A 15064-nucleotide genomic window follows, 5' to 3' on the forward strand; every position below is an offset into this window, starting at 1 on the left:
CCCTTTATTTCTATGGAATAATCATCTAAATCTAAAAACACAAAAAAGCACACTCACCGGCGTTAATCGCCTTCGGAGTGTGCTTCACCCTGAGTGCTCTCTTTCGGATGAGAGCATATTCTTCTGTTTATCCAACATGTACATATGGAATTTTCGAGGCCTCCCCTGGCAGGCGGAGATCCACAAACCGTGCATTCTCCCCTTCGCCGGTCAGCTTGACCGGGTCCGAGTCCATATCCATGCTCCGCAGCCTTGAGAAACCGATTACGGATATATCCAGTTCCCCGGAACGTCTCATACACTCAGCAATTTCCCGGGTCTCATCCTCAGATCCGTCATCCATAATCGTAACTTGAAGCTGCATTCCTCTCAAATCCGCATACCAGCGAATGGCTCGCAGGTACCATTCCATCTGATGAGCATGGTTGCGGGTGATCAGCACATAGTGTACGGTACGCCTGCGATAAGCTTCACTACGATCAAACCGCACAAACGATAGATGTACACTCATTGCCGCCAGTCCGTACACGAACAGCACCCAAATGCCTAAAGGGATTGTAATCATCGTGCTACCCTCCTGTCCTGGGAACGAAGCCAGCCTCCTTCAGCAGAGCCTGCCCGCTATCCCAGTCCGGCCTTGGCCGGTTGTCTTTCACACCTTAGCTTCATTCGGTGTTATAGGGCAATATATGCCACAGGAAGGAATAGGGTTACTGGGCGGCAAAGGTGCTGCAGTAACCCCGCCTGAATCTCCCATTCCATTGACGCGTCAATAGACTAAACTTGAAAGCCAAGAGGGTATGTATGCTGTTAAAGTCTTACCCAGCCAAATTTAATCGCATTAATTACGGCCTGAGTACGATCATCTACTTCCATCTTTTGAAGAATACTGCTGACATGGTTTTTAACCGTCTTCTCACTGATGAACAGATGCTCGCCAATCATTTTGTTACTGCGGCCTTCTGCCATCAATCGGAGCACCTCAGCCTCGCGGCGGGTCAGCGGATTATCATCGCCGGCTACAAACTTAACGCCTGCCTCACGAATGGAGCCATCCTCCGCGATTGCACCGGTTTCATTCAAATATTCCATACGGCGCAGCTGCTGAATCAGCTTGCCGGTCACTTTAGGGTGAATAAAGGCATGTCCTTCGGCTACGGACCGAATCGCGTTAATCAGGGATTCAGCTTCCATGTCTTTAAGAAGATAACCTGTCGCTCCCTTGCGCAGGGTCTCAAACACATAGCTCTCATCATCATGTATGGAGAGAATAATCACCTTGATATCCGGCTTGATCTCGCGTAGTTCCTTAGTTGCATCAACGCCATTCAGCACCGGCATATTGATATCCATAAGAACGATTTCGGGTTCATACCTGTTGCAGCAGTCCAGCACCTGTGAACCGTCACTGCATTCACCTACAACCTCGATATCTTCCTCCATATTTAGAATTCGCTTCAGTCCCTCCCGAAACAGCTGGTGATCATCAGCCAAGAGAACTTTGATTGCTCGATTACTGGAATTTACGTGATCCATCTCCTATTGCTCCTTTCTCTTCTCTACGTTTGTCGGGATGTGGATAACGATTTTTGTCCCCTGGTTCTCGGCCGACTCGATCTCCATTCTGCCGTCTAGCAATTCGACTCTTTCCCGCATACCGATCAAACCGAAATGGGAATGCTCTTTCGTCTTTGCCTCCAGAAGCTCTACATTAAATCCAAGCCCATTATCCTGCACGACGATCTGAATCATTTGTGCCTGATACGTAATTACCACACCGACGAACGTAGGATACGCATGCTTCACTGCATTGGACAGCGCCTCCTGCACAAGACGGAATATCGCTGCTTCCATTGCAGAGGACAGCCGTTGTTCCTTACCCCTCGTCTCAAAGGTCGCACGAATCTTGGTCTTCTCTTCGTAGTCATGAACGTATTTGCGAAGTGTCGGTATCAGACCCAAGTCATCAAGCGCCATAGGCCGTAGATTGAATATAACCTTGCGCATCTCCTCAAGACTCGACCTTACCTGAGCTTTCAAGTCTACTATTTCGTCTTGGACCATCTTGAAATCCTGCTTAATTAACATCCTTTCTACAATTTCCGTCCTAAGAACCATATTAGCAAGAAGTTGGGCAGGACCATCATGGATTTCCCTGGAAATCCGCTTCCGCTCCTCTTCCTGAGCCAAAATAATCTTCAATCCAATCAGCTGACGGTTCTTCGCAGACTCCAAAATACGGGTCACTTGTCCTAGTTCTCCAGACAAATATTCTAGCACAACATTCATCTGTGTACCGATTGTTTCTGCACGTTCCACCGATTTTTCGACATTACGAGCACGCTTCTGCAGCTCATCCCGGCGCGCTTTCAGGTACATTTCCTTCTCACGGTAAATAAGCAGGTCCAGTTGAAGCTGTGTCGCTCGCTCGTAAGCCTGCTTAATGTCCTCTTCCTTATAACGCACAAAATCCCGGCTGACTTCTGTCAGCCGGATACGGGAACGTCTGTAATTTAATTCCAGTTGATCGACCTTCTCCACCGTCTCAGCGGTTTCCTTCATCACCTGCTGCAGCTCCGTATTAAGCGTTTTGAGCTCATTGCGGGCGGAGTCCAGGATTTCGATCATTTGTAGTTTGCTGTCTGTCATGACATTGATGGCATTCTTTATGACGCGGTCTATGGCATCGGCTTGAAAATCCACGTGAGCAATTCTCCATTTCTTTCTTCCGTGTTATGTCAAACCTTATCATATCATGATTGCAGCGTAATCGCCTTCGTTTTCTGTTCCCATTTTACGGAGATTCCGAGCTGTTCGGAGACCAAACGTAATGGGACTAGAGTCCTATTTTGTAAAATAAGAGGGGTAACTTCTGCCGTCTTGCGCTTTCCATTATATACATAATCCTTGCTTCCTACAGTCAGCTCCAGCAGCACACTGCCGCGTAAAGCCATGATTCGCTGATCTGCAGCCGACCAACCCGTCTGTCCGCCAAAATAATCAAGCACGTACCGGATCGGCACATAGGTCGTTTCATTGCGTACAACTGGTGCTACCTCAACCGCCCGCTTTTGACCATTAACCGTCACGGATTTCTGCCCAACCACCATCTGTACATTCGCGCTTGGGAGGCTTAATCCACCGCCAGATGGCACGGTAAACCGGATATTGTCAAAGGCCACACTTCCTGTCATAGAGCGCTCATCCCGGCCTTCGTCAACATTCACGATATACAGCCGCTTCAGCTTGGCCCCGGTCGTGATGCCGTAAGAGGACAAGTCGATATCTACCGTCTTCCAGCCGCTGAAATTGATCGGTCTCGCCAGGTCCACATAGACGGTCTTTCCGTTCACTTCAAACTCTGCCCGGGCCCAATTTAGACTTTGATCCCCTTTCACATCAATCGACATGGCCGTAGCTCCTGCCGGGATGCTCCGGCCGGTCGTACCGTTCAATTGCGCATAGGCATATTTGTTGCCGGTTCCTGCAGTTAGATCATAGTCGATTTTGAGAACTTTCTTATGCGCCGCGTTGTCTGTCGTCAACTGTACCTTACCCGTCACCTCGGCTGGACTTGGTGTAAAGGTAATGCCATAGTTTACATTCTCAAAATCTTCCCAAGACTGTTCGCCTGCGGCCGTGAACATGATCGGTGCACTGAATCCGTCATACCGGGCAATCGCATAACCCGTCTTCACTCCGGAATTTACAGACTGAACGGTGAGGACGCCATTCTGCACACTGCCTTTAATCCCAATGAACTCCCATTTCAAAGCACTAGCCGAAATATTCACCGTTCGCCCATCCTTTAGCTTCACGGAAGGCGTAATGGTGACCGTCGATCCCTGCTTCAAACTGCCAGTTTGCGCCCCCAGGCTTAACGTACTTATGCTATCCGCGCCCAGTACAGTGACCTTCTTCGTAGCTGTGGCCTGGCCGCTAACCGCTGTAATTTGCGCAGTCCCAGGCTTTACGGCCTTGAAGGCAGAGCCTGTCCATACAACATTGCCGTTGCTCGACTTCCAAGTCGGCTGAAGCGTTGAGGTATCGATCGGGTTATAGTAAGTATCATAGCCTTTGAGAGAGTACTTCGCTTCTTGCCCCATAACAAGGGTATCTGTACCATTCACCGTCAAGCCCTTGACCTGTCCCTGCGGCGCGGTTGTATACACGCCCACTCCATTGACAACCTGGCGCTGTACGGTACCGCCGTTGGATGTAGTGAAGGTCAAATCCGCTTCCGTCTCACCCAGAGGTCGGGTTACCATCGTCGTCGATCCGCCTCCATCAAGATCAAGCCCTTTCCATACACCAATAGAGGTCATGAAGTTCTGCAGCTCGGTCAGCTTCATGCCGCTGCTGCTACTGTTGTCCTGTGCGGTGATCAGATAAGCATAACGCCCGTCCTGGGAATAGCCGATGGCTGTCCGCGCCACCGCACTGCCTCCGCTGATTCCGCTGGTGGAACGCGTAAAGGAGGATGGCTTGCCGTCATTCACAAGCAAGGTATGGCCGCCTACCATCATTTGCAGGCTTGCCGGGTCTACCAGCTTCCCGCCGGAAACCGTACGCAGCTGATAATCCGCATTCACATGCTGGCCTACCGACAGATGGGTCAGAGCATAGTTCGCTGCCGTACCATGAGCCCGCAGGATATACCCATCCTCCGGTACCGGTCCTGAAATCGCGGACTTAGCGGAAATTTGCTCCACAACACCGTTGCGCACCAGAATTTCCGTCGGCGTGGTAGATCCGTCCTTCGGACGGCTGGTAGATGCCCATGCACTGGTATAGATATACATCGCGTTATAATGGCTGGCCGTGCCGTCAGGCTCGGTCTTGTAGGCTTCCTTGTTCATTCCCGCCAGCGGGAACGTGGAGCCGTCCTCGGCCTTTACGCTGCCCTCAAATGTGAAGCGGTCAATGGCCGGCTTGCCGTCCTTCGTCACATAGAATGCATACATCCCCTTCAGCTGGTTAGGGCTGGTTAGCAGGATCCCGCTCGCGACTGAAGCGCCCATGGCTACCCCCTGGCCGCTGGTGTTGAAGAAGTCCGCATTCACCCCGGCTACCGCTCCCGTCTCCTTAGCCATGCCTTCCACGGACTGGCGCGTGGTTACCTTGCCGCCTTTGCCTGTCATGACATCAAGCTTGACATAAGGGTTGTCCAAATCAATCCGTATCACATCAGCCAGTACCTTGACCGATTTGCCCGAACGAGTTGTTGTATATTGATACTTAAGGAGCTTAGCTCCTGACGTAATGATCTCTTCAGACAGTTTCTTGCTTGAGGCTGCATGCACGATTGCGGTTCCGCCAAAAATAGGCGTCTCACCAAGCGCAGGCCCGATCCATATTAATCCTGCGAGTGTCACAATCGCGAGTTTTCTCCCTTTGCTTCCCCAGCTCTTTCTCGGCTTACTGCCGTATCCGTACTCATCCTTCATAATTTATTACTACTCTCCCATCTGCTTTCATACACATTATTACGTCTTGTTCCCCGGAAAATATCAGCAGCTGCTAAAGCGCTAATATACTATTAATAGACTACAATTTACGAGAAAAGTTACGTCATTTCGAGAGAAAGGCGAAAATAGGCCCGAGGACACAAGTATATATGCCTAGTCTTACTTTTAATGAATATAAAAAAGGCGACCTCCCCCATGTATTCTGGATTGGAGATCGCCCTTCACTTCATTGGTTTTTTACTGTAAGTAATTCAACTTGTCCAGCACGCGTTTAATCATTACAGCGGCTTCTGCTCTTGATGCGGTTCCTTTTGGATTAAATGTCCCTTGACTCGTGCCTTGAATGATTCCTTCTTTTACTGCCTGAGCCACGGTATCTTTAGAGCCGATCTTTTTACTGTCTTTAAAAATGGATAAGGTCTGTGCCGGGGTTCCGCTAAGCGTGATATGATAGCCGGCTGCATTCATTGCACGTACCATCATCAACGCCATCTGCTCCCTTGTAATACTGCTGCCCGGCTGGAATCTTCCATCCGTTCCTCCGTTTACAATCCCCGCTTTAACGGCAGCGCCAATATAAGGGGCGATATTCGAACTTGTAGGAACATCACTAAACCGGCTAGCACTGCTCGCATCTGGAGCTAACCCTAGCCCCTTTGCAATAGCTGCTGCAAATTCAGATCTTGTGATATTTTGTTTGGGCTGGAACATGCCTGCTGAACGAGGCTCAAGAATGGCCTTGCTTGCCAGTTCAGTAATAGCTGCCTTTGCCCAATGGTCTGTTACATCGCTAAAATTCGCGAGCCCAGTAGTTGGACCTATAATTAGATTTCCTTTAGATGCGTTCCCGCTAAATACTGTATAAGAACCTGGTCTGCTGATTTGTGTCGGCAGGAAAGTGATGGTTCGCTGAGTATTATCAAATTTATTAAGAGAAGACTGACCTGCGTTAACAGATCCGCCTGTTCGAACATACAAAGAACCCTTCAAATCAAGCAAGGTTTGTGTAGATAATGAACTTGGACCTGTTGTGATATAGAGCTCTACCGGATCTACTATCGGCAGTAGATTAACACCCTTTTGGCTTAACGGCACACTCAGCTTATCCTTCGCTACTCTCTCCAGTTGAATCCACAAATTGTTTGAGGAGAACGAGGCGCCTTGTGTCCGAGATAAATCCGTAAATGGAATCTGATCCAATGCTACCACATAGAGGGCGTCTCCATAACGTACACCAATCTTCATGGAGTTATTTCGCATATAAGCTTCTTTCAGAGGCTGTAACGGCAAAGCTACAAAGGCAGCCTTCTCTGTAGCAGGAACCTCAAATATGAGATTTCGCTGATTTACATTAGCTGAGTTCATAACTTCATTCAATGCACTGGTTAGCTTCGTGCTATCCACAATATATTTATTTACAGACTGCCCTGCTCTGGACTGGGTACCTGAGGCTACAGCACTTGACGAAGGAATAATATATCCCGCCAGACCAAACTCACTAGTCGCTAGCTGCGTTAACCCTGCAGCCGATCCCGAACTGGTAGTGGTCCCTGTGTTAGTTACATTATTAACCGGCATCTTACTAATTGCCGCCACCGTCTTGCCAGAACTATCTGTCATTGGCGAAGTGTAATCAGGCATATAGGACAACTCTACCGTTTGCCCCTGACTTACCGCAGCAGCAAGTTTTAGCGTAACGGTATTTCCATTAACAGTTGCTGAGTTGAGCTCTTTGGCCACTTGGTTTACCGTTACATGGAACAGTCTGGTAGACAGTGCAGGTGAGCTGTAATTCAAATTATTATTGAATACTATGGTTAGGGTATCCCCGTTAATTGAGGCAGAACGAACACCTTGTGCAACCGCCGCGAAATTTACAGGCTGCAGGTTAATATAACCTGCAAGGTTGCCATTCAGATCCGCGACTCCCCCTGTACCTGAGACATAAGATACGGTAACTGTCTGAGCTGAAGTAAATGGTGTAGTCAATGTCAACGTGACTTGATTCATAGAAATATCTATGGCCGTTACATAGTTAGGCGTGTTATTGACCAACACAGAGTACTGACTCTTCATGGGCACACTTGTTGTACTTAATGCCTCGTTATAGATTAGAACAATTTTATTAGCCGATCCCTCAACCTTCTGTAACTCTGGAGGTTTGGTATCATTATAGTTTCTTACGAAGAAATCACTGAAACCAGCAATATTCTGTCCCCGATAGTCTTGCAGAGGAGAAGTCCCTGGCGTATAGGAAACCTTAACAACTGCTCCATTAGGTACGGAATTTGAGAGATATAGTGTCACAGATGATCCACTGAGGGTCATGCTGCTTATCCCTAAAGTAGCGTCATCAGCTGTTACGGTAAACTGGCTCGGCGCATAGCCCGAAGGGCTTTTTAGGCTCTCTTTAAAACGCAAGCTCAGTGTATTGCCGGATACATAGCCAGATTCAGGCTTCGGAAGAACAGAATCAATTCCATTGGTTACTTCCTTATTAGCAAAGCCAATAGCTTTATTAGAGGATGTATCTTGAATAGCCCCCGTGCTTCCAGGTGTATAACTGATACGTACAACCTGACCTACAGCCACTCCTAAATCCAAAACAACATATACGCTGTCTCCTGAAGTATATGCGTAGCTTAGTCTCCGTGTTTCACCGTTTACAGTCACGGTAAAGTTAGACGTGTACAAAGAAGTTGACTGACTTAGGATCTTGTCATATTGCAATCGTATCGTATTATTGCTATACATTTGGGCCTTCTGTAATACGGGAAGTGTCTTATCTAGAGATGGCGTGGAGAAGCTCCAGCTGCTGCTCCCATTGAGCCCTGTATATGGACTATTGGTAGTAGCATCAAGAATCACACCAGACGAAATATCCACGTAATAGGTCGACCCATTATCCAAAGATTGTCGCGGTGTGATGATCAACTTTGTTCCACTAATCGTCACCACTGCGGACGGAAGTGCTGAACTACCAGACTTTCGTAGAGTTACACCATTTGCTCCGTTCTCAAAGCTCGTTCCATTGTTTGCCCATTTAATTGAATTACTAAAGGTGAGCGTAGGTGCTGTAGACGTGTTAATATTTGTGCTTCGATGAGCTGGTGAATAATTAGTCACAGCCAGCTGTGTTGAAGTCTGTGTTGCGGTCGTAAAGTTCCACCCGCTAATAGCGTAGGTTGAGTTACCTTCAGTATCTTTAAAAGCTCCTTGAGGTACGTTAACAGTGTAAGTTTTGTTCGCCATCAGAGGTGTCTGCGGCTGAATCGTAATCTTGTTCGTACCTTCACCTGTAATGGATGTCGAGGTAGCAACATCTATCTTTTGTCCATCTGAGATTTGAATTTCTCCAGTATTGCGAACCACTGGTCGGCTAAATGTAATAATTAAGGGACTTCCAGGGGCAATTCCGGTTGCTCCCTTCGCAGGTGAAAGTTCAGGATTAGCTTGAACCGGCTCCCCCTTCATAGAAAAGGTCCAGCTCAGTCCATTGGAATGAGTTAAGCCTGCAAATGGAAAACCATCGGCGTCTTCAAAAGCACCTGTTTCAATCGTCACATAATAAGCTTCTCCGCGGTTTAACACCGCTGCAGGGACACTTAGATTAATACTCTGGCCAGTTAATGAGCCCGCATCCATAGAATGAACCTTCTGATTGTCGGCAACACGTATAATATCAATTTTCTTGCCAGCTACGCCGGCTACGGGTTTATCAAAATCAATCTTTAAGCCAAGGCTACCGCCTAAAGTTGCCAAATCAATGGGGCTTGCTACTGAAGTACTATAGTTTGTAGCTTGAGGCGCTTTGCTCCCCTTCGCAGTTAACGTCTTAAAGCTCCAAGAGTATGCCGGAGTCGTATTCACGACATTAAGATCCATGAACGATCCAGCCGCAATGTCAACACGATATTCCTTATTGTAATCCAAAGTAGCGCCGGTTAACTTCACCAAGCTGCCTGAAATATTAATGTCCGCTCCGGAATAAGTATAAATTGGAGCAGTTGGATTATCAGTTAAATTCGTTAAAGTAATATTAGCTGTTCCTAATGCCAAATCCCGATCATATTGCAGCTGAATTTGCAGCACGGCAGGATCCGGATCAACCCCTTTTACCTGGTTCATAGGCAAGGTATTAGCAGGAACAAATTTAGGGTCTTCTACCGAGCTTGCTGCATAGGCAAACACACCTAACATGAGTTCCAAAGTCAACATCAGCGCTAATAAGCAGGATATTTTCTTCTTCATCTTTATGCCCACTTCCTTTCTTATGTCTTGTTCTATGTACAAATGCCTGTCAAGAGACACTAAAGCACACACTCTCTTTTTTGTCGGCAAAATCCGCTTGAAAGTTTAGAAAGATGGCAACTTTTCCTATCTGTAAGAAGAATCACCCTTTCTCCATAAAAAAAGGATATCTCCCCTATTTTCAGGAGAGATATCCTTTCTTTTAAAAACCACCATTCCTTACAGGCCCGCTTGCTCCTTCAGTGCCTCAGCCTTGTCTACGCGCTCCCAAGGGAGATCCAGGTCGGTACGGCCGAAATGACCATAAGCCGCAGTCTGGCGGTAGATTGGACGACGCAGGTCAAGCATGCTAATAATGCCCGCAGGACGCAGATCGAAGTTGTTGCGAACGAGCTCAACCAGCTTCTCTTCTGCAATTTTGCCTGTTCCGTAAGTATCTACATTGATAGATACCGGATTAGCTACGCCGATCGCGTAAGCCAGCTGAATTTCCACTTTGTCTGCAAGGCCTGCAGCTACGAGGTTCTTGGCTACGTAACGTGCGGCATAGGCTGCAGAGCGGTCAACCTTTGTCGGATCCTTACCGGAGAATGCACCGCCGCCATGGCGTGCATAACCACCGTAGGTATCGACGATAATCTTGCGGCCCGTAAGGCCAGCATCCCCTTGTGGTCCGCCGATCACGAAGCGGCCTGTTGGGTTAATGAAATATTTGGTCTCCGCATCCAGCAGCTCGGCTGGAACAACTGGAAGAATAACCTTCTCTTTGATGTCAGCCTGGATTTGCTCCAGGGTTGCTTCTTCGGCATGCTGTGTAGATACAACGATCGTATCCACGCGCTTTGGCTTGCCGTCTACATATTCAATCGTAACTTGAGTCTTGCCGTCCGGGCGCAGGTAGTTCAGAGTACCATCCTTACGTACCTCGGAGAGGCGACGTGCAATGCGATGGGACAGTGCGATTGGAAGCGGCATGAGCTCAGGTGTCTCATTCGTCGCAAAACCAAACATCAGACCTTGGTCACCGGCACCGATGTTTGCAGTCTCTTCCGCTACTTGTGCAGGATCGCGATCCTCCAGGGCAGCGTTCACGCCTTGAGCGATGTCTGCAGACTGCTCATTCAGGGATGTAAGTACCGCGCATGTATTCGAGTCGAACCCGTATTTCGCACGGGTATAACCGATTTCTTTGATGGTATTGCGTACGATAGATGGAATATCCACATATTCCGACTTCGTGCTGATCTCACCGATCACCAGAACCAAACCGGTAGCTACAGATACCTCGCACGCTACCCGAGCATTCGGGTCGTTCGCCAAAAAGGCGTCAAGTACCGCATCAGAGATCTGGTCACAAATTTTATCCGGGTGTCCTTCGGTTACGGACTCGGAAGTAAACAGATGTCGCCCTTGGATGGACATGAATTCTCAACCTCCCATATGGATAGTATGGCAAATGCCTCACGATCCTACACAAAAAATGAACCTTTTCCGACAGGAAAAGGTTGAAGTACAAGCCTCAAAAGTCATATTAACTTATTTACAAACCCCTGTCAATCAAGGGATTCAGCAGTTCAGACAGTTGCTTTAGCTATACCTGTTCAAAGAATAAATTATAAGATAAATTGCTTCTCTGCATGCGCAACGAGCCGCTTGGTGATCTCTCCGCCGACAGAGCCATTCTCCCGCGAAGTCAGACGGCCCCAGCTGCTCGTATAAGAACCCGAAGACATAGTCCCCAGCTCACCGGCAAACTCCGTGTCCTGCATGCCCTGCATAGCACCGTAGCCAACCGGCAGTCCGAACTCTGCGGCGATCTCATACTTCATCTGCTTTAAGGCGTCACGACTCTCAGGGATTAGCTTACGATTATTTCTTGGCATCTCACCTTCACCTCCTGTAGGATTCATCCTGCAGGATTAGTATGGCACGTGCCTGCTGCTCTACCCGTATAAATGATTGTATCCTTGGGAAAAACATACCTAATAACCTATGCAGCTGCTACTTCAGTTGATACGCTCCGCGCACCATAACCGTCAGGCTGTACTTGTTGCCCGCTTCAACCTGAATACCGCGCCCGTCCCGTGGAAAAGATAACAGATGATCATTGCCCACCGGCTTGCCATCCAGGATGCTCACCCCATCCGTCAGATCGGCTACGCCGCTTGGGTCCGGGCTGTATACAACGGCCTTGCCGTTGCGGACGACAAACTCCGTCCCCGCCTTGGCCATTAGAATCTGGCCCGGCTTCACAGTCACTACTTCCACGGCATCGCCAGAGCTCGCCTCTGAGCCGCCAGTAGTGCTGCCGCCCGTAGTCGGCTGAGTTGTCGCTGGCGTCGTAGCAGCCCCGCCCTTCAGCGCCTGCTGGATCTGCTGATCTACATAGCTCTTCGTGACTACAGGATCATCCGTAGACCCCGGCTGACTCGTCACGCCCGCACCCTCGGCGTTCTTATTCAGCAGCGATCCGGCCCATAGGCCACCGCCAATCAATACGGCCGCCGCCGTCACTTTCCATACTCGGTTCATGTCGCTCCTCCTTGGATGTCTATTTCCTAGTAAATTACTCCATGTATTCAATGATAGAGGTTTTGAGAGGGGGAGACAAGACAAAATCCCCTTAAGCGGGGATTTTGTCTTAGGATATCTTGAATTATTTAATCAAATAAATGAGAGTTGTCATAGTAAGCCGCTTGAGATGCCAGCTTGATTTTCTCCCCTTGATACAGATCATAAATGGTAAACTGGAATGCTCCCGTACGACTCGTAGCGAAAATCGGATCCGAAATAGGGAATGTGAACGTCTTATCATCACCCAATACGAAATCCTTCTCCAGTTCAATTTCCTTCACAAAACTAGCCCCACTAGAATCTGTTACCTCAAGCAGGAACTTGTGCTTGAAAGCTCCCATATCATAATCAGCATCGCGCTTCAAATCATATTTCATTTGAACATTCAATCCGGAACTTGTCGTGCTCCCTTTGACGTTATCGACATTCAGCGTATAAGGAAACAGCTCAATATTCTTAAGATTGGTTTGTACAGTACGGTTAGTCAAGGCAAGTTCCATGGCTTGTGCATTAACATATCCATTGGATTTACCACCTAGATCTGTGAGCGCATTATCCGTAATGCTCTCACCAATGATCAGGCGACTATTCGAGATGATAACACTCTTTGGTATTTTTGCCGAGAAGGAGACAATGCTTTGGGTTTGAGGACCCACAGCATGATCGACCTGATTAACTTCTGCTTTGTAATATTGACCATCCTGGGTCTCAAAATAACCCGTCAACTGGGATAAGTTAACCTGAGTATTCTCTAGGTTCTTCATAATTACCTCGGTATTTACCAAATCCGCAGAAACCCCTGTATAAACCTGTGTGCTTCTAATTTTGACGTCTGCCTTACGTCCACTCGTTTCTAAATGAGCCAGCTCACCCATCTTAATTGTAGCAAAATCGTTAATGCTGCCAAGGCTTGTAAATTGCACCCAATTGCTTAACTTATCCGCTGCTAATTTTTGCTGAAGTATGATTTGAAGCTGAGAGAAGTCAAGGTTCGTCGGAACTTTGGTAACTACATATACATCAGAAGAAGCACCTGGCCCCAATATTTTAGTTGTGTTGCTGTTAATAAGCTGTGTCGTTGTGGCAACCGGTGAAGCATCCATCTTATAAGCTCCTGCAAAATCCGGCAATTGGACAGTTGCAGTCCCACGATTCGCAATAGAGATTTTCGTTACTAGCAATCTGCCATCCTCCCAAGGGAGACGTTGAACACTGCCCAATGTCACACCAAAAGTCCCTAAGGAGTTCTTAATGATACGCTCTTTGCCCATGGTGTTCTGCATAGCCGTTAGTTCCGGTACAGCATAGATCGCAACAGGATAGCTATAAGCTACGCCTCCACTAGGTACTGGGGCATTTTGTTGCTCGCCCGAAGATGGAGTGGATGGAGCACTTGTTGGTGTTTTCACGACCAACTCCAATTTCCCGAGAGCGGATTTAGAAGGAATATTCCCACTCAAGGAGATCGTCTGTTCCTCGTCCGGATCCAAGGACAGTCCGTCCATCCCTATGACTGATAGTGGATAGGATAGATTTCCGGCTTTAATCTCGAAAGTGTATGCCGGAATATTAACCTTCTGTGTTCCAGTATTGCGCAGGACGTATTGAATAGAGATATCACTTTTGTTAAAGCTCTGATTCACATAAGCATCCTGTATGTTCGTTGTTATCTTCTGATTTCCAACAGCTAGCACCTTAGTTTTGTTTATAGGTGTCTTAGAATTAGCAGAACTAATGGAGCCTAGATTAAGAGAAGCTACGGGAAGATCTGATTTCAAGGTCTCATCGTTCTGCAGGACAAGCAATTGTAATCCATTCAAGTTGACCTTGCTTGGAATTTTAGTGATTAAGTTTACAGTCCTGTTATCCTGTGATTGGATTGTGTAACTGCTGCCATCTGCATCAGCCAAAGTAAATACCGTTCCACTTTGCGTCTGAAGCACATACTTCATATTAGGGTTATCCAGCAACTTAGAACCTATGTTCTCGATGTTCAAACCTATATTTACATAATTATAGCCTCCAGTCCCCATAGCGCTGGCGCTCACTATTTTAGTTTTAACAGGGCTCTGATTGACCATCAGCTTTGCAGCATTACCATATGGGGTCGCGATCGTATAGTAAGCTGGAATTTTGAAGCCTCCCAAACTGCTTTCATAACCACTAGCAGAGAAATCCCATTTGATGATTTGGAAGTTTAGGTCACTGAATTTTAAACTTTTAGCTATTTTTGTGGTGTATGTAACCGACACAGATGCCCCAGGCACTACACTTTTCTTATCTTTGTCAATTGTCACTACAGTAGCATTATAAGTCGTACCTGAGCTGGTTTTCACCTTAGTCCAGTAATCAACCAAGGATAAGCTTCTGGCATCATTATTCTGGTAAGTGAGTGTATAAGTAAGTATATTTTGCTGATCTTGGGAAAGAATATTAACATCGCTAAGGCGTACAGTACTTTTTGAAGTTATTTTAATCGGGGCCAAATTATTCACAGTATGAACAATAGCTTTGGTTTGTGTGGTTTTAGTTTTTGAAGTAGTTTTGGTTGAAGCGGCATCTGCGCCCAAAGGAACATGACTCACTAACAAAGCTGCAACAGCTGTTACTGAAAGGAATTGAATCTTCTTCAAGGTTGAACCTCCTAGTGTTTGGTATATCCTCTATATTATATACGCAATTCGACTAGGAAAAGTTTTCAAATAAGTAACTTCCATTAATAATAAAACAAAGGGTCGGTCATATGACCAACCCTTTGAGATAATTAATTT

At 47.2% G+C, this 15064-nt stretch carries 9 protein-coding genes; all 9 read right to left on the bottom strand.

Annotation, left to right across the window (positions count from 1 at the left end; translation table 11 throughout):
• Positions 1-127: 127 nt before the first annotated feature.
• The 9 genes from DCC85_RS20145 to DCC85_RS20185 all read right to left on the bottom strand — a co-directional run bounded on the left by DCC85_RS20145 (position 128) and on the right by DCC85_RS20185 (position 14926).
• The gene (locus tag DCC85_RS20145; RefSeq protein ID WP_108467159.1) at positions 128-565 is read right to left on the bottom strand and encodes a hypothetical protein; all 438 of its coding nucleotides are present in this window, start codon (positions 563-565) and stop codon (positions 128-130) included.
• A 245-nt stretch (positions 566-810) separates the two neighbouring features.
• Entirely contained in the window at positions 811-1536 is a 726-nt protein-coding gene (locus DCC85_RS20150; RefSeq protein WP_108467160.1) for a response regulator, read from the bottom strand.
• A 3-nt stretch (positions 1537-1539) separates the two neighbouring features.
• Positions 1540-2703 carry a sensor histidine kinase gene (locus tag DCC85_RS20155; RefSeq protein ID WP_108467161.1) on the bottom strand — a complete coding sequence of 388 codons (1164 nt, stop codon included), beginning with the start codon at positions 2701-2703 and terminating at the stop codon, positions 1540-1542.
• Between the two features lie 50 nt (positions 2704-2753).
• Entirely contained in the window at positions 2754-5447 is a 2694-nt protein-coding gene (locus tag DCC85_RS20160) for a stalk domain-containing protein (RefSeq protein WP_108467162.1), read from the bottom strand.
• A gap of 258 nt (positions 5448-5705) precedes the next feature.
• Positions 5706-9719 carry an Ig-like domain-containing protein gene (locus DCC85_RS20165; RefSeq protein ID WP_108467163.1) on the bottom strand — a complete coding sequence of 1338 codons (4014 nt, stop codon included), beginning with the start codon at positions 9717-9719 and terminating at the stop codon, positions 5706-5708.
• Between the two features lie 219 nt (positions 9720-9938).
• Complete coding sequence (metK, locus tag DCC85_RS20170; protein ID WP_108467164.1) at positions 9939-11141, bottom strand: methionine adenosyltransferase; 1203 nt, start codon at positions 11139-11141, stop codon at positions 9939-9941.
• Between the two features lie 191 nt (positions 11142-11332).
• The gene (locus DCC85_RS20175; RefSeq protein ID WP_108467165.1) at positions 11333-11602 is read right to left on the bottom strand and encodes an alpha/beta-type small acid-soluble spore protein; all 270 of its coding nucleotides are present in this window, start codon (positions 11600-11602) and stop codon (positions 11333-11335) included.
• Positions 11603-11720: 118 nt separating this feature from the next.
• Positions 11721-12251: a hypothetical protein gene (locus DCC85_RS20180; RefSeq protein ID WP_108467166.1), complete on the bottom strand. Its 531-nt coding sequence runs from the start codon at positions 12249-12251 to the stop codon at positions 11721-11723.
• Between the two features lie 128 nt (positions 12252-12379).
• The gene (locus tag DCC85_RS20185; RefSeq protein WP_108467167.1) at positions 12380-14926 is read right to left on the bottom strand and encodes a hypothetical protein; all 2547 of its coding nucleotides are present in this window, start codon (positions 14924-14926) and stop codon (positions 12380-12382) included.
• Between the last annotated feature and the right edge of the window lie 138 nt (positions 14927-15064).

Origin of the sequence: Paenibacillus sp. CAA11, from assembly GCF_003060825.1 — a bacterium.
In the GTDB taxonomy this organism is placed as follows: domain Bacteria; phylum Bacillota; class Bacilli; order Paenibacillales; family Paenibacillaceae; genus Fontibacillus.